The 15234-nt window shown below is 71.2% G+C and carries 13 protein-coding genes; 12 read left to right on the plus strand and 1 reads right to left on the minus strand.

Annotation, left to right across the window (positions count from 1 at the left end; translation table 11 throughout):
• Window positions 1-13: 13 nt before the first annotated feature.
• The 3 genes from AB0L89_RS26570 to rpsD all read left to right on the plus strand — a co-directional run bounded on the left by AB0L89_RS26570 (window position 14) and on the right by rpsD (window position 3193).
• Window positions 14-1375, plus strand: coding sequence for a replication-associated recombination protein A (locus tag AB0L89_RS26570; RefSeq protein WP_365145669.1), 1362 nt, complete (start codon window positions 14-16; stop codon window positions 1373-1375).
• A 41-nt stretch (window positions 1376-1416) separates the two neighbouring features.
• Window positions 1417-2202, plus strand: coding sequence for an HNH endonuclease family protein (locus tag AB0L89_RS26575; RefSeq protein ID WP_365145672.1), 786 nt, complete (start codon window positions 1417-1419; stop codon window positions 2200-2202).
• 376 nt (window positions 2203-2578) lie between these two features.
• A complete protein-coding gene (gene rpsD / locus AB0L89_RS26580; RefSeq protein WP_055698916.1) occupies window positions 2579-3193 on the plus strand; it encodes a 30S ribosomal protein S4 in 615 nt (204 codons plus the stop codon).
• On the opposite strand, the gene AB0L89_RS26585 is transcribed toward rpsD, so the two are convergent.
• The gene (locus tag AB0L89_RS26585) at window positions 3181-5313 is read right to left on the minus strand and encodes an AAA family ATPase (RefSeq protein WP_365145676.1); all 2133 of its coding nucleotides are present in this window, start codon (window positions 5311-5313) and stop codon (window positions 3181-3183) included. The genes rpsD and AB0L89_RS26585 overlap by 13 nt on opposite strands.
• Before the next feature lie 172 nt (window positions 5314-5485).
• Between AB0L89_RS26585 and AB0L89_RS26590 the strand changes: the two genes are divergently transcribed.
• The 9 genes from AB0L89_RS26590 to aroB all read left to right on the plus strand — a co-directional run bounded on the left by AB0L89_RS26590 (window position 5486) and on the right by aroB (window position 15193).
• Window positions 5486-5932, plus strand: a complete 447-nt coding sequence (locus AB0L89_RS26590; RefSeq protein WP_365145679.1) for a DUF948 domain-containing protein — start codon at window positions 5486-5488, stop codon at window positions 5930-5932.
• Between the two features lie 7 nt (window positions 5933-5939).
• Window positions 5940-6296 (plus strand): DUF6167 family protein, encoded by a 357-nt coding sequence (locus tag AB0L89_RS26595; protein WP_365145682.1) that lies wholly within the window; start codon window positions 5940-5942, stop codon window positions 6294-6296.
• Window positions 6296-8965: an alanine--tRNA ligase gene (alaS, locus tag AB0L89_RS26600; RefSeq protein ID WP_365145685.1), complete on the plus strand. Its 2670-nt coding sequence runs from the start codon at window positions 6296-6298 to the stop codon at window positions 8963-8965. The genes AB0L89_RS26595 and alaS overlap by 1 nt, the downstream gene beginning before the upstream one ends.
• A 20-nt stretch (window positions 8966-8985) precedes the next feature.
• Window positions 8986-9450 (plus strand): Holliday junction resolvase RuvX, encoded by a 465-nt coding sequence (gene ruvX / locus AB0L89_RS26605; protein WP_365145920.1) that lies wholly within the window; start codon window positions 8986-8988, stop codon window positions 9448-9450.
• A 124-nt stretch (window positions 9451-9574) separates the two neighbouring features.
• The gene (gene mltG / locus AB0L89_RS26610) at window positions 9575-11407 is read left to right on the plus strand and encodes an endolytic transglycosylase MltG (RefSeq protein ID WP_365145688.1); all 1833 of its coding nucleotides are present in this window, start codon (window positions 9575-9577) and stop codon (window positions 11405-11407) included.
• The gene (locus AB0L89_RS26615; RefSeq protein WP_365145691.1) at window positions 11397-12236 is read left to right on the plus strand and encodes a shikimate dehydrogenase; all 840 of its coding nucleotides are present in this window, start codon (window positions 11397-11399) and stop codon (window positions 12234-12236) included. The genes mltG and AB0L89_RS26615 overlap by 11 nt, the downstream gene beginning before the upstream one ends.
• Window positions 12237-12402: 166 nt before the next feature.
• The gene (aroC, locus tag AB0L89_RS26620; RefSeq protein WP_365145694.1) at window positions 12403-13587 is read left to right on the plus strand and encodes a chorismate synthase; all 1185 of its coding nucleotides are present in this window, start codon (window positions 12403-12405) and stop codon (window positions 13585-13587) included.
• Window positions 13584-14099 carry a shikimate kinase gene (locus tag AB0L89_RS26625; RefSeq protein ID WP_365145697.1) on the plus strand — a complete coding sequence of 172 codons (516 nt, stop codon included), beginning with the start codon at window positions 13584-13586 and terminating at the stop codon, window positions 14097-14099. The genes aroC and AB0L89_RS26625 overlap by 4 nt, the downstream gene beginning before the upstream one ends.
• Window positions 14096-15193, plus strand: a complete 1098-nt coding sequence (gene aroB, locus AB0L89_RS26630) for a 3-dehydroquinate synthase (protein WP_055698925.1) — start codon at window positions 14096-14098, stop codon at window positions 15191-15193. The genes AB0L89_RS26625 and aroB overlap by 4 nt, the downstream gene beginning before the upstream one ends.
• Window positions 15194-15234 lie beyond the last annotated feature (41 nt).

Genomic DNA, 15234 nt, shown 5'->3' on the forward strand with positions numbered 1-15234 from the left:
TAGGGTTCTGGACGTGGAGCCCGACCTGTTCACCGCCGCAGCCGAAGACCGCCAGGAGAAGGACCCGTCCAGCAGCCCCCTGGCCGTCCGGATGCGCCCGCGCACCCTCGACGAAGTCGTCGGCCAGCAGCATCTGCTGAAGCCGGGCTCGCCCCTGCGCCGCCTGGTCGGCGAGGGCGGCGGCGGCCCGGCGGGACCGTCCTCGGTGTTCCTGTGGGGCCCGCCCGGCATCGGCAAGACGACCCTCGCGTACGTCGTCTCGAAGGCCACGAACAAGCGCTTCGTCGAGCTCTCCGCGATCACCGCGGGCGTCAAGGAAGTGCGCGCGGTCATCGACGGCGCCCGCAGGGCCATGGGCGGTCACGGCAAGGAGACCGTCCTCTTCCTCGACGAGATCCACCGCTTCAGCAAGGCCCAGCAGGACTCCCTGCTCCCGGCGGTCGAGAACCGCTGGGTCACCCTGATCGCGGCGACCACAGAGAATCCGTACTTCTCGATCATCTCCCCGCTGCTCTCGCGCTCCCTGCTGCTCACCCTCGAACCGCTCACGGACGACGACCTGCGCGGCCTGCTGCGCCGGGCGCTCACCGACGAGCGGGGCCTCGGCGGAGCCGTCGAGCTGCCGGCGGAGGCCGAGGAGCATCTGCTGCGCATCGCGGGCGGGGACGCACGGCGCGCCCTGACGGCCTTGGAAGCGGGCGCGGGATCGGCCCTCGCCAAGAGCGAGAAGGAGATCACCCTCCAGACCCTGGAGGAGTCGGTCGACCGGGCCGCCGTGAAGTACGACAGGGACGGCGACCAGCACTACGACGTCGCGAGCGCCCTGATCAAGTCCATCCGCGGTTCGGACGTGGACGCGGCCCTGCACTATCTGGCCCGCATGATCGAGGCCGGCGAGGACCCCCGCTTCATCGCCCGCCGCCTGATGATCTCCGCGAGCGAGGACATCGGCCTCGCCGACCCGACGGCGCTGCCCACCGCGGTCGCCGCCGCCCAGGCCGTCGCCATGATCGGCTTCCCGGAGGCGGCGCTCACCCTCAGCCACGCCACGATCGCCCTCGCCCTGGCCCCGAAGTCGAACGCGGCGACGATCGCCATCCAGCAGGCCCAGGCCGACGTCCGGGCGGGCCTCGCGGGCCCCGTCCCGCCCCACCTGCGCGACGGCCACTACAAGGGCGCGGCCAAGCTCGGCCACGCCCAGGGGTATGTGTACCCCCACGACGTCCCGGGCGGCATCGCCACCCAGCAGTACGCACCGGACGCCATCGAGGGCAAGCGCTACTACCAGCCCACGAGGTACGGCGCCGAGGCGCGGTACGCGGACGTGGTCGAGCGGGTCCGCGCCCGGCTCAAGGGCGAGCAGCCCGAGAGCTAGCCGACGGGCGGGTTCCCCCGCGCCCGCCTACGCTCGGCGCCATGGGCAGAGCAGCCGGGCCGGTCGTCGGGGCGGTGCTTGTCCTTGCCGCCGTGGCCACGGCGTGCACACCGCCGCAGCTGGACCGCGCGGACTCCCGGTACGCGACGGCTCCGGCGGCACCGTCCGGCAGGACCCCGCCGCCCCCGAAGCCCGAGCCGACCCGGACGACACCCGCGCCGTCCTCGAAGGCGCCCCTCGCCGGTACCGGCTTCCCGCCCACCCCGGCGCAGGCCCGCGACCAGCTCGCCCGCCTCACCGTCGCCTGGGGCAAGAACTGGCAGACGTACCAGCGCTCCGCATTCGGCGAGGGCTGGTCCGACGCCGTCGACGCCCCCGGCGGGCGCAACGGCTGCGACACCCGCGACGACGTGCTGCGCCGCGACCTGAGGAACCTGCGCGAAGGCGACCGCAACCCCTGCGTCGTGCTCTCCGGCACCCTGCTCGACCCGTACACCGGCAAGGAACTGCCCTACTCCTACCGCCGCGCCTCCCAGATCCAGACCGACCACGTCGTCGCCCTCGGCGCCGCCTGGCGGGCCGGTGCCTGGGCCTGGACCCCCGAGCGGCGCCTGACCTACGCCAACGACCTGGACGTCCTGCTCGCCGCCGACAAGGCGACCAATTACGAGAAGAGCAGCCGGACCCCCGACCAGTGGAAGCCGCCGCGCAAGGAATACTGGTGCGAGTACGCGCGGCGCTGGACCGGCATCAAGGCCAAGTACGGCCTGACGGTCACCGCCCCCGAGAAGCTGGCCCTCCAGGACCTCCTCGCCACCTGCCGCTGAGGAGACCGGGACAGGGCCCGAGGCTGAGGCACCTCGCCGCACCCGGTACACTTGCCCGAAGTGCTGCGTCCCGCGTCCGGTCTCGTACCGGCACCACCAGAGCGGGACATCCAGCCGGAACCCCCGTCGCAAGACGAGGGGATCCAGGAGCGTCGCGCACCGTCGAAGGTGTCGCGGGCAGCCCACCACCACCCCGGAGCCCCGGGAATCGGTCGGTGGGCCACTCGCGTGCTGCACATAGTGCCCAGACCAGGGAGCGGCTGCCTCGCGGCCCAGGGCTTTCGAGCCCACGGACCACGAGGTTTCCCCGGCTGCGGATGCGACCTCCCCTAACCACTGGTGAAGCCGAATTCACTGAGAACAGAGAGGTTGGTTCATGCCGAACCAGTCCCGCCCCAAGGTCAAGAAGTCGCGTGCCCTCGGCATCGCGCTGACCCCGAAGGCCGTCAAGTACTTCGAGGCCCGTCCCTACCCGCCGGGCGAGCACGGCCGTGGGCGCAAGCAGAACTCGGACTACAAGGTCCGTCTGCTCGAGAAGCAGCGTCTGCGCGCGCAGTACGACGTGTCCGAGCGCCAGCTCGTCCGCGCCTACGAGCGTGCCGCCAAGACGCAGGGCAAGACCGGTGAGGCCCTGGTCATCGAGCTGGAGCGTCGTCTCGACGCCCTGGTTCTGCGTTCGGGCATCGCCCGTACGATCTACCAGGCCCGCCAGATGGTCGTGCACGGCCACATCGAGGTCAACGGCCAGAAGGTCGACAAGCCGTCCTTCCGCGTCAAGCCGGACGACGTCGTCATGGTCCGTGAGCGCAGCCGCGAGAAGCCGCTGTTCCAGGTCGCGCGCGAGGGTGGCTTCGCCCCCGACGGCGAGACCCCGCGCTACCTCCAGGTGAACCTGAAGGCCCTGGCCTTCCGCCTGGACCGCGACCCGAACCGCAAGGAGATCCCCGTGATCTGCGACGAGCAGCTCGTCGTCGAGTACTACGCCCGCTGACCCGGACGTAGCTCACCCTGCTTCAGCCCGTCGCCTCCCCGCCCTTCCTGGCGGGGCGGGCGGCGGGTTCGCTCGTTCACGGGCTCGGTGCGCAGCGCACGCGACACCGCCGCCTCCAGACCGAGCCGCGCCCCCTCCCGCACGCACTCCTCGTACCGCTCGTCGCCCAGCGCCTCGCGGGCCTGCTCCTCGCACAGCGCGTGCGGTCCGCCGAAGTTCCCCGAGCCGAACAGCGGCAGCCCCACCGAGGGCCAGATGCCCGACGCGGCACCCTGCAGCACCGCCGCCTCCGCCGCATCGCCCTCCGCCGCCGTGAACAGGGCGAGCAGCTCGATCGACAGGACCGTGCCGAGCAGGTCGTGGAAGCGGTGGTCGAGGTCGAGCGACTCACAGAGCAGCTCCCTGGCCGTGCCCGCCTCGCCGCGGGTCCAGGCCGCGAAGCCCAGGACGTACAGGGCGTACGCGAGGGCCCAGCGCTCGCCGTGGTCCTCGCAGACCCGGCGGACGTCCTCGCACAGCTCCACCGCGTCGGCCAGCTCCCCGCGGAAGGCCAGCGCCATGGCCAGCTCGACCTGTCCCATCAGGACGTTGCTGTTGAGCTCGCCGATCTCCCGGTAGCGCTCCAGCGCCGAGCGCAGCAGCGTTTCTGCTCGCGGGACGTCGTCCGTCACCAGCGCCAGACAGCCGATGCGGTGCTCCGCGTACGCGGCCGCGAGCGTGCTGCCCGTGCGCTCCGCCTCGTCACGGCACTCGTGCAGCGCGCCGAGCGCGGTGACCGTGTCGCCCTGGAGCACCGCCACGTACCCGAGCACCCACAGCGCCTTGAGCCGCGAGTCCTCGTGGCCGCCGTCCAGGTCGAGGGCCCGGTCCAGCCAGTGCCTGCCCTCCGCGAGCCGCCCGCAGCCGACCCAGTAGAACCACAGCGTCCCGGCGAGGTACTGGCCGAGGTGCGCCTCGTCCCGCTCGGTCAGACAGAACTCCAGGGCGGCGCGCAGATTGGGCAGTTCGGCATCGACCAGGGCCGCGACCTCCGGCTGGCGCGGCGAGAACCAGTCCAGCTCGCACCAGGTGGCGAGGCCCATGTACCAGTCGCGGTGCCTGCGCCGCATCCGCGCGCCCTCGCCCGCAGCCTCCAGCCAGTCGGCGCCGTACGCCCTGACCGTGTCGAGCATGCGGTAGCGGACCCCCGAGAGGTTCTCCTCGCGGATCACGACGGACTGCGCGAGCAGTTCGTCGAGGACGTCGAGCACGTCGTCGGCGTGCAGCCCGTCCCCGGTGCAGATGTACTCGACCGCCTCCAGGTCGAACTGCCCGGCGAACACCGAGAGCCGCGACCACAGGAGCCGCTCCCGAGGGGCGCACAGCTCATGGCTCCAGCCGATGGCCGTCCGCAGCGTCCGATGGCGGGGCGGCCCGTCGCGCCGGGAGCCGGTGAGCAGCCGGAACCGGTCGTCGAGCCGGGCCAGGAGCTGCGCGGGGGAGAGCGCCCGCAGCCGTCCCGCGGCCAGTTCCACGGCGAGCGGGATGCCGTCCAGGCGCCGGCACAGCTCCAGGACGTCCTCGCGGTTGCCGTCGTCCAGGGCGAAGCCGGGCAGTCCCGCCGCCGCCCGGTCGGTGAACAGCGCCGCCGCGTCCGGCGCGGGCATCGGCGCGAGCGGGAAGAGCCGCTCGCCCTCGGTCTCCAGCGGCCTGCGCCCCACGGCGAGGACCCGCAGGCCGGGGGAGTGGACGAGCAGCTCGCGCACCAGGCGGGCGCAGGCGTCGACGAGGTGCTCGAACCCGTCGACGACCAGCAGCAGTTCCCGCTCGGCGAGGTGCCCGAGCAGTACCTGGCGCGGCGGCCTGCTCGTGTGGTCCGTCAGCTCCAGGGCCTCGGCGAAGGCGTGCTCCAGCAGGTCCGGGTCGCGCAGCGGCGTGAGATCCACCAGCCGGACGCCGTCGCGCGGCGCGGCGCCGGCCGCCGCCCGTACGGCAAGACGCGACTTCCCGACCCCGCCCGCCCCGGTCACCGTGACGAGCCGGCCGTCCGCCAACGCCGAGCCCAGCGCGGCCAGTTCGTCGGCGCGTCCGACGAATGCGTTGAGTTCCAGCGGGAGGTTGCCGGGCTGAGGGGGTCGCATGGGGTACGGAGCGTACTCATCCGTATGCGGTACGTACAATCACTCGGGGCAACTCCTGTTGCGGCGAGGGGGAATGCGGTACGGACCGGCGGCCCCGGCGCGATAGGGTCGGGGGACGACTTTTCGATGTTCAGAGACGATGTCTCGACGATGTCTCAGGGAGCGGTGCCAAGTGTCCGGTGGAGAGGTTGCCGGGATCCTGGTGGCCGTCTTCTGGGCGATCCTGGTCTCCTTCCTCGCGGTGGCACTGGCGAGGCTGGCCCAGACGCTCAGGGCGACCACCAAGCTCGTCGCGGATGTGACCGAGCAGGCGGTCCCCCTCCTGGCGGACGCCTCGACCGCGGTGCGCTCCGCGCAGACGCAGATCGACCGCGTCGACGCCATCGCCTCCGACGTCCAGGAGGTCACGTCGAACGCGTCGGCGCTGTCCACGACGGTCGCCTCCACCTTCGGCGGCCCGCTCGTGAAGGTGGCCGCGTTCGGCTACGGCGTGCGCCGGGCCATCAGCCGCAAGGCCGGTCCCGAGGCGAAGGAAATGCCCGCCAAGCCGTCCCGGCGTACGGTGATCGTGGGCCGCGCCGTGCCGGCCGCGCGGCGGGGTAAGCGGAAGAAGGACTGACGCAGCGATGTTCCGCCGTACGTTCTGGTTCACCGCGGGCGCAGCCGCCGGTGTGTGGGCCACCACCAAGGTCAACCGCAAGCTCAAGCAGCTGACCCCCGAGAGTCTTGCCGCGCAGGCCGCGAACAAGGCGATCGAGACGGGGCACCGCCTCAAGGACTTCGCGCTCGACATCCGCGACGGCATGGCCGAGCGCGAGGCCGAACTGGGTGAGGCCCTGGGGCTGAACGACCACCCCGACGCCGAACTTCCCGCGCAGCGCCGCTTCGCCGTCATCGAGAACCACCACAGCAGCACGATCGACAAGAAGACGAAGTACATCGAGAACACGACGTACTCGTACAACCGGAATGAGGACCACTGATGGAGTCGGCTGAAATCCGCCGCCGCTGGCTGAGCTTCTTCGAGGAGCGCGGGCACACCGTCGTCCCTTCGGCGTCGCTCATCGCGGACGACCCGACTCTGCTCCTCGTCCCCGCGGGCATGGTGCCCTTCAAGCCCTACTTCCTGGGTGAGGTCAAGCCGCCCGCCCCGCGCGTCACCAGCGTGCAGAAGTGCGTGCGCACGCCCGACATCGAAGAGGTCGGCAAGACCACGCGCCACGGCACGTTCTTCCAGATGTGCGGCAACTTCTCCTTCGGCGACTACTTCAAGGAAGGCGCCATCAAGCTGGCCTGGGAGCTGCTCACCGGCTCCGTGGCCGACGGCGGCTTCGGCCTCGACCCGGAGAAGCTCTGGATCACCGTCTACCTCGACGACGACGAGGCCGAGCGGATCTGGCACGAGGTCGTCGGCGTGCCCAAGGAGCGCATCCAGCGCCTGGGCAAGAAGGACAACTTCTGGTCCATGGGCGTCCCCGGCCCCTGCGGCCCGTGCTCGGAGATCAACTACGACCGCGGCCCGGAGTTCGGCGAGGAGGGCGGCCCGGCCGTCAACGACGAGCGCTACGTGGAGATCTGGAACCTGGTCTTCATGCAGTACGAGCGCGGCGCCGGCGACGGCAAGGAGGACTTCCCGATCCTCGGCGACCTGCCGTCGAAGAACATCGACACGGGTCTGGGTCTCGAGCGTCTCGCCATGATCCTGCAGGGCGTGCAGAACATGTACGAGACCGACACCCTGCGCGTCGTCATGGACAAGGCCACCGAGCTGACCGGGGTGCGCTACGGCGCCGAGCACGGCTCGGACGTCTCCCTGCGCGTGGTCGCCGACCACATCCGTACGTCGACGATGCTCATCGGCGACGGCGTCACCCCCGGCAACGAGGGCCGTGGTTACGTCCTGCGCCGCATCATGCGCCGCGCCATCCGCAACATGCGCCTGCTCGGTGCCACGGGCCCGGTCGTCAAGGACCTCATCGGCGTCGTGATCGACACGATGGGCCTGCAGTACCCGGAGCTCATCGCCGAGAGCAAGCGCATCGAGACCGTCGCGCTCGCCGAGGAGGCCGCCTTCCTCAAGGCGCTCAAGGGCGGCACGAACATCCTCGACACCGCCGTCACCGAGACCAAGGCCGCCGGCGGCAAGGTCCTCTCCGGCGACAAGGCGTTCCTGCTCCACGACACCTGGGGCTTCCCGATCGACCTCACCCTGGAGATGGCCGCCGAGCAGGGCCTCTCCGTGGACGAGGACGGCTTCCGCCGCCTGATGAAGGAGCAGCGGGACCGCGCGAAGGCCGACGCCAAGGCCAAGAAGACCGGCCACGCCGACCTCCACGCCTACCGTGAGATCGCCGACGCCTCGGGCGCCACCGACTTCACCGGCTACTCCCTCACCGAGAACGAGGGCGTGATCGTCGGCCTGCTGGTCAACGGCGTCTCCTCGCCCGCCGCCACCGAGGGCGACGAGGTCGAGGTCGTCCTCGACCGCACCCCCTTCTACGCCGAGGGCGGCGGGCAGATCGGTGACACCGGCCGCATCCGCCTGGACAGCGGCGCCGTCATCGAGGTCCGCGACGTGCAGAAGCCGGTGCCCGGCGTGCACGTGCACAAGGGTGTCGTCCAGGTCGGCGAGGTCACCGTCGGTGCCCCCGTCTGGGCCTCGATCGACTCGCACCGCCGCCGGGCCATCGCCCGCGCCCACTCCGCCACGCACCTCACGCACCAGGCGCTGCGCGACGCGCTCGGCCCGACGGCCGCCCAGGCCGGTTCCGAGAACCAGCCCGGCCGCTTCCGCTTCGACTTCGGTTCGCCGAACGCCGTCCCCGGCTCGGTCATGACCGACGTCGAGCAGCGCATCAACGACGTGCTCTCGCGCGAGCTGGACGTCCAGGCCGAGGTCATGTCGATCGACGAGGCCAAGAAGTCCGGCGCCATCGCCGAGTTCGGCGAGAAGTACGGCGAGCGGGTGCGCGTCGTGACCATCGGCGACTTCTCCAAGGAGCTGTGCGGCGGCACGCACGTGCACAACACCGCCCAGCTCGGCCTGGTGAAGCTGCTCGGCGAGTCCTCCATCGGCTCCGGCGTGCGCCGCATCGAGGCCCTGGTCGGCGTCGACGCGTACAACTTCCTCGCCAAGGAGCACACGGTCGTCGCCCAGCTCCAGGAGCTGGTCAAGGGCCGTCCCGAGGAGCTGCCCGAGAAGATCTCCGGCATGCTCGCCAAGCTCAAGGACGCCGAGAAGGAGATCGAGAAGTTCCGCGCGGAGAAGGTCCTCCAGGCCGCCGCGGGTCTCGTCGAGGGCGCCAAGGACGTCCGCGGTGTCGCCCTGGTCACCGGTCAGGTGCCGGACGGCACGACCGCCGACGACCTGCGCAAGCTGGTCCTCGACGTGCGCGGCCGCATCCAGGGCGACCGCCCGGCCGTCGTCGCGCTGTTCACCACGGCCAACGGCCGCCCGCTCACCGTCATCGCCACCAACGAAGCCGCGCGCGAGCGCGGCCTCAAGGCCGGTGACCTGGTGCGCGCCGCGGCCAAGACCCTCGGCGGCGGTGGCGGCGGCAAGCCGGACGTCGCCCAGGGCGGCGGCCAGAACCCGGCCGCCATCGGCGACGCCATCGCCGCGGTCGAGCGCCTCGTCACCGAGACGGCCTGATGTCCGAGCCTGCCCAGGGCATGCGCAGGGGCCGGCGTCTGGCCATCGACGTCGGTGACGCCCGGATCGGGGTCGCCTCGTGCGACCCCGACGGGATCCTCGCCACGCCGGTCGAGACGGTGCCGGGGCGCGACGTCCCGGCCGCCCAGCGCCGGTTGAAGCAGCTCGCCGACGAGTACGAGCCGATCGAGATCGTCGTCGGACTCCCTCGCTCCCTCAACGGGGGCGAGGGCCCGGCGGCCGCCAAGATCCGTGCCTTCACCCAGGTGCTCGCCCGCATGGTCGCCCCCATTTCGGTGAGGCTGGTGGACGAGAGGATGACCACAGTGACGGCCAGTCAGGGCCTGCGCGCCTCCGGCGTGAAGTCCAAAAAGGGCAGGTCTGTCATCGATCAGGCCGCCGCGGTGATCATCCTCCAGCAGGCCCTGGAGTCCGAACGGGCGTCAGGTAAAGCTCCCGGCGAGGGCGTCGAAGTGGTCATCTGATCGCGATACGGTAACGTTCCGCGCGATGCGGCGGTGTTCGAACAGCTGCCGCACAGCATCAAGAGGCGGAACGGTTGCCCGACTGCTCGGACGGCGGCCCCGCCTCGCGGCATGTAGGGGATCGATGACTGAGTATGGCCGGGGCCCAGGCTCCGAACCGTGGCATCCGGAGGACCCGTTGTACGGGGACAGCGGATGGGGAGGACAGTCGCCCGCGGGCGGTCCGTCCACCTACGGCGGCCAGGGGCAGTACCACCCTCAGCAGCCGCACCAGCATCAGAACCAGCACCAGCCTCCGCACCAGGCGCAGTACGGCGGCGACTGGAGCACCGGGCAGCAGCAGGGCTACGGCCAGCAGTACGACACGGGTCAGCACCAGTACGACACCGGCCAACATCAGTACCACGCTGATCCCGCCCAGGCCTACAACGGCGGCCCGGGCCAGGGATACGGGAACGGCCCTGATCAGGGCTACGACGGCGGATCCGGGCAGGGCTACGACGGGGGTCCGGGGCAGGGCTACAACGGCGGCCCCGACTCCTACAACGCGAGCTGGGACACCGGTGGCCAGGGTCAGGTTCCCTATGGCGGCGACCCGATGGACCCGTACGGCGGCCAGCAGAACGGTTATGGCGCCGAGGCCGCCGACTACTACGCGACCCCCGATGCCTACGCGCCGCCGGAGCCGCCGGGCCGCCGCCGTTCCCCCGAGCCCGAGCCCGCCGCGGAACCCGACTGGGACCCGGGCCCCGACCAGGGCGAGCACGCCTTCTTCGCGGGCGGCGCGGACGACGACGCGTACGACGATGACGACGAGCCGGGCCGCCGGGGCGGCCGCGGGGACCGGCGCGGCGGGCGTGGCGGGAAGAAACCCAAGAAACGCCGCAGCGGCTGCGCCTGTCTGGTCGTCACGCTGGTCTTCGCGGGCGGCCTCGGCGGCGTCGGCTATTTCGGCTACCAGTTCTACCAGGACCGTTTCGGCACCGCCCCGGACTACGCGGGCGAGGGCACGGGCCAGGCGACGGTCGAGATTCCCAAGGATTCCAGCGGCTACGCGATCGGCCAGAAACTCAAGGACGCCGGAGTCGTCAAGAGCGTCGACGCCTTCGTCTCCGCGCAGGGCCAGAACCCGCAGGGCAAGACCATTCAGGCGGGCGTCTATGTCCTGAAGAAGGAGATGTCCGCCAAGAGTGCCGTCGCATTGATGCTCAACCCCAAGAGCCGCAGCAACCTCATCATTCCCGAGGGCAGGCGGAACGCGTGGGTCTACGAGCAGATCGACACGCGCCTGGAATTGGACAAGGGCACCACGGCGAAGGTCGCCAAGAAGGAATGGAAGTCGCTCGGACTTCCCTCCTGGGCGAACACGAACAAGGACATCAAGGACCCGCTGGAAGGATTCCTCTACCCGTCCAGCTATCCGGTTGCCAAGGGGCAGAAGCCGGAGGACGTCCTCAAGAGGATGATCGCCCAGGCGAACGAGAAGTACGACGAGTTCGGCCTGAAGTCGAAGGCCGACGAGCTGAATCTGAAGGACCCGTTGCAGGTCCTCACCGTGGCCAGCCTCGTGCAGGCCGAGGGCATGACGCACGACGACTTCAAGAAGATGGCGGCCGTCGTCTACAACCGCCTCAAGGCGACGAACACGGCGACCAACCAGAAACTCGAGTTCGACTCGGCGTACAACTACCTCAAGGGTCAGAGCAAGATCAAGATCCCGATCTCGGAGATCAGGAATGACCCCGATCCGTACAACACCTATTACCACAAGGGTCTGCCGCCCGGCCCGATCGGAAACCCGGGCGACGACGCGCTGAAGGCCACGCTGGAGCCGGACGGCGGCGGCTGGATCTACTTCGTCTCCGTCGACGGAAAGAAGACGGAGTTCACCAAGACGCTGGCCGACCACAACAAGCTGGTCGACAAACTGAATGAGCGGCAGAACAATGGCGAATGAGCATGGAAATGGCCGCCGGGCCGCCGTCCTCGGCTCTCCCATCGCCCACTCCCTCTCCCCGGTCCTGCACCGCGCCGCCTACGCGGAATTGGGCCTGAGCGACTGGACGTACGACCGTTTCGAGATCGACGAGGCGGCGCTGCCCGGATTCGTCGAGGGGCTCGGTTCCGATTGGGCCGGGCTCTCGCTGACCATGCCGTTGAAGCGGGCGATCATTCCGCTGCTCGACGAGGTCAGCGAGACGGCCGCCTCCGTCGAGGCCGTGAACACGGTGGTGTTCGGCGAGGACGGCCGGCGCCGGGGCGACAACACCGACATTCCCGGCATGGTCGCCGCGCTGCGCGAGCGCGGCATCGAACAGGTCGAGTCCGCGGCCATCCTCGGCGCGGGCGCCACCGCGTCCTCCGCGCTGGCCGCGCTCGCGCGGATCTGCACGGGCGAGGTCGTCGCGTACGTCCGCAGCGACGCCCGCGCCGCGGAAATGCGGCAGTGGGGCGAGCGCCTCGACGTCGAGGTCAGGACCGAGGCCTGGGACGACGCCAAGGAGGCGCTGAGCGCGCCCCTGGTGATCGCCACGACGCCCGCGGGCACCACGGATGCCCTGTCGTCCGCCGTGCCCGAGCGCCCCGCCACCCTCTTCGACGTGCTGTACGACCCGTGGCCCACCGCCCTCGCGGCCCGCTGGTCGGCGTACGGCGGGGCGGTCGTCAGCGGTCTCGACCTGCTCGTGCACCAGGCCGTGCTGCAGGTCGAGCAGATGACCGGCCGCGCTCCCGCGCCGCTCGACGCCATGCGCAAGGCGGGGGAACACGCGCTCGCCGCACGCTAGCTCCCCGGCCGCGCCGCACCGACAGGTGCGCGCGGCCGTCCGGCAGATGGACCGCAGGCCGGAGCGGCCCCCGGGTCGTGGGAGGATCGGGGGTGGCGGGCCAGGGCCGCGCACCCGGCCGCGCCGTCGAAGACAGCAGTTCGAGGCGCGAGCATGAGGAGCACCGTTGAGCAGGTTGCGTTGGCTGACCGCGGGGGAGTCGCACGGACCCGCACTTGTGGCGACGTTGGAGGGGCTTCCCGCCGGCGTGCCGATCACGACGGACATGGTGGCGGACCACCTGGCCCGGCGGCGGCTCGGTTATGGGCGCGGCGCACGGATGAAGTTCGAGCGTGACGAGGTCACGTTCCTGGGCGGTGTCCGGCACGGCCTGACCATGGGTTCGCCGGTGGCGATCATGGTCGGCAACACCGAGTGGCCCAAGTGGGAACAGGTCATGGCGGCCGACCCGGTCGACCCCGCCGAGCTCGCCGAGCTGGCGCGCAACGCGCCGCTGACCCGGCCCCGCCCCGGCCACGCCGACCTCGCCGGCATGCAGAAGTACGGCTTCGACGAGGCCCGGCCGATCCTGGAGCGCGCCTCCGCGCGCGAGACCGCCGCCCGCGTCGCGCTCGGCGCGGTCGCCCGCTCCTACCTCAAGGAGACGGCCGGGATCGAGATCGTCAGCCACGTCACCGAGCTGGCCGCGGCCAAGGCCCCCTACGGCGTCTACCCGACCCCCGCCGACGTCGAGAAGCTCGACGCCGACCCCGTGCGCTGCCTGGACGCCGACGCGTCGAAGGCGATGGTCGCGGAGATCGACCAGGCCCACAAGGACGGCGACACGCTCGGCGGCGTCGTCGAGGTGCTCGCCTACGACGTCCCGGTCGGCCTCGGCTCGCACGTGCATTGGGACCGCCGGCTCGACGCGCGCCTCGCCGCCGCGCTCATGGGCATCCAGGCCATCAAGGGCGTCGAGGTCGGCGACGGCTTCGAGCTGGCGCGGGTGCCGGGCTCCCAGGCGCACGACGAGATCGTCACCACCGACGACGGCATCAAGCGCACCTCCGGTCGCTCCGGCGGGACCGAGGGCGGTCTGACCACGGGCGAGCTGCTGCGCGTGCGCGCCGCGATGAAGCCCATCGCGACCGTGCCGCGCGCGCTCGCCACCATCGACGTCGCCACCGGCGAGGCCGCCAAGGCCCACCACCAGCGCTCCGACGTGTGCGCGGTTCCGGCCGCCGGCATCGTCGCCGAGGCGATGGTCGCGCTCGTCCTGGCCGACGCCGTCGCCGAGAAGTTCGGCGGCGACAGCGTGCCGGAGACCCGGCGCAACGTGCGGTCGTACCTCGACAACCTGCAGATCCGGTGACCGGCCCGCAGGTCGTTCTCGTCGGTCCGATGGGTGTCGGCAAGTCGACGGTCGGTGAGCTGCTGGCCGCGCGCCTCGGCACCGGGTTCCGGGACACCGACGCCGACATCGTCGCCGCGCAGGGCCGGGAGATCTCGGACATCTTCCTCGACGAGGGCGAGCCGTACTTCCGCGACCTGGAGCGGCAGGCCGTGCGCACCGCGCTCGCCGGGCACGACGGTGTCCTCGCGCTCGGCGGGGGCGCGGTCATGGACGAGTCGACGCGCGCGCTGCTGTCGGCGCACCCCGTCGTCTACCTCTCGATGGAGGTGGAGGAGGCCGTCAAGCGCACCGGGCTCGCCCAGGCGCGCCCGCTGCTCGCGGTCAACCCGCGCAAGCAGTGGCGCGAGCTGATGGACGCCCGCCGTCCGTTGTACGCGGAAGTCGCCCGCTCGGTCGTCGCCACCGACGGCCGTACCCCCGAAGAGGTCGCCCAGGCGGTCCTCGACGCACTGGAGTTGAAGGAAGCATGACGACGGAGCAGACCCCCACCCGCATCCACGTCGGCGGCACGGCCGGCTCGGATCCGTACGAGGTCCTGGTCGGTCGGCAGCTCCTCGGCGAGCTGCCCGGCCTCATCGGCGAGCAGGTCAAGCGGGTCGCCGTGATCCACCCCGAGGCGCTCGCCGAGACCGGCGAGGCGCTGCGCCAGGACCTCGCCGACCAGGGGTACGAGGCCGTCGCCATCCAGGTGCCGAACGCCGAGGAGGCCAAGACGGCCGAGGTCGCGGCGTACTGCTGGAAGGCCCTCGGGCAGTCCGGCTTCACGCGCAGCGACGTCATCGTCGGCGTCGGCGGCGGTGCCACCACCGACCTCGCCGGGTTCGTGGCGGCGACCTGGCTGCGCGGCGTGCGGTGGGTGGCCGTGCCGACCACCGTGCTCGGCATGGTGGACGCGGCGGTCGGCGGCAAGACCGGCATCAACACCGCCGAGGGCAAGAACCTCGTGGGGTCCTTCCACCCGCCGACGGGTGTGCTGTGCGACCTGGCGGCGCTGGACTCGCTCCCCGTGAACGACTACGTGTCCGGGCTCGCGGAGATCATCAAGGCCGGCTTCATCGCCGACCCGGTGATCCTGGAGCTCGTCGAGCAGGACCCGGAGGCGGCCCGTACGCCCGCCGGTCCGCACACCGCCGAGCTCATCGAGCGCTCCATCAGGGTCAAGGCGGAGGTCGTCTCGGGCGACCTCAAGGAGGCGGGCCTGCGGGAGATCCTGAACTACGGCCACACCCTCGCGCACGCCATCGAGAAGAACGAGCGCTACAAGTGGCGGCACGGCGCGGCGGTCTCCGTCGGCATGCACTTCGCGGCCGAACTCGGCCGTCTCGCGGGACGGCTCGACGACGCGACGGCCGACCGGCACCGCACGGTCCTGGAGTCGGTCGGGCTGCCGCTGCACTACCGCTACGACCAGTGGCCCAAGCTTCTGGAGACCATGAAGGTCGACAAGAAGTCCCGCGGTGACCTGCTGCGCTTCATCGTCCTGGACGGCCTCGGCAAGCCGACCGTCCTGGAGGGTCCCGACCCGGCGGTGCTGCTCGCCGCCTACGGAGAAGTGGGCCAGTAACCACGCGCGCGTGGCCGGGCGTTCCGGCCACGGGCACCTTG

It is taken from the genome of Streptomyces sp. NPDC052114, assembly GCF_040680155.1.
In the GTDB taxonomy this organism is placed as follows: domain Bacteria; phylum Actinomycetota; class Actinomycetes; order Streptomycetales; family Streptomycetaceae; genus Streptomyces.

Bases quoted from the DNA above. Each gene is read 5' to 3' on its own strand.
- mltG (WP_365145688.1), top strand. From the start codon at position 9,575: ATGACTGAGTATGGCCGGGGCCCAGGCTCCGAACCGTGGCATCCGGAG.
- alaS (WP_365145685.1), top strand. From the start codon at position 6,296: ATGGAGTCGGCTGAAATCCGCCGCCGCTGGCTGAGCTTCTTCGAGGAG.
- AB0L89_RS26585 (WP_365145676.1), bottom strand. From the start codon at position 5,313: ATGCGACCCCCTCAGCCCGGCAACCTCCCGCTGGAACTCAACGCATTC.
- ruvX (WP_365145920.1), top strand. From the start codon at position 8,986: ATGCGCAGGGGCCGGCGTCTGGCCATCGACGTCGGTGACGCCCGGATC.
- AB0L89_RS26615 (WP_365145691.1), top strand. From the start codon at position 11,397: ATGGCGAATGAGCATGGAAATGGCCGCCGGGCCGCCGTCCTCGGCTCT.
- rpsD (WP_055698916.1), top strand. From the start codon at position 2,579: ATGCCGAACCAGTCCCGCCCCAAGGTCAAGAAGTCGCGTGCCCTCGGC.
- AB0L89_RS26575 (WP_365145672.1), top strand. From the start codon at position 1,417: ATGGGCAGAGCAGCCGGGCCGGTCGTCGGGGCGGTGCTTGTCCTTGCC.
- aroB (WP_055698925.1), top strand. From the start codon at position 14,096: ATGACGACGGAGCAGACCCCCACCCGCATCCACGTCGGCGGCACGGCC.
- AB0L89_RS26595 (WP_365145682.1), top strand. From the start codon at position 5,940: ATGTTCCGCCGTACGTTCTGGTTCACCGCGGGCGCAGCCGCCGGTGTG.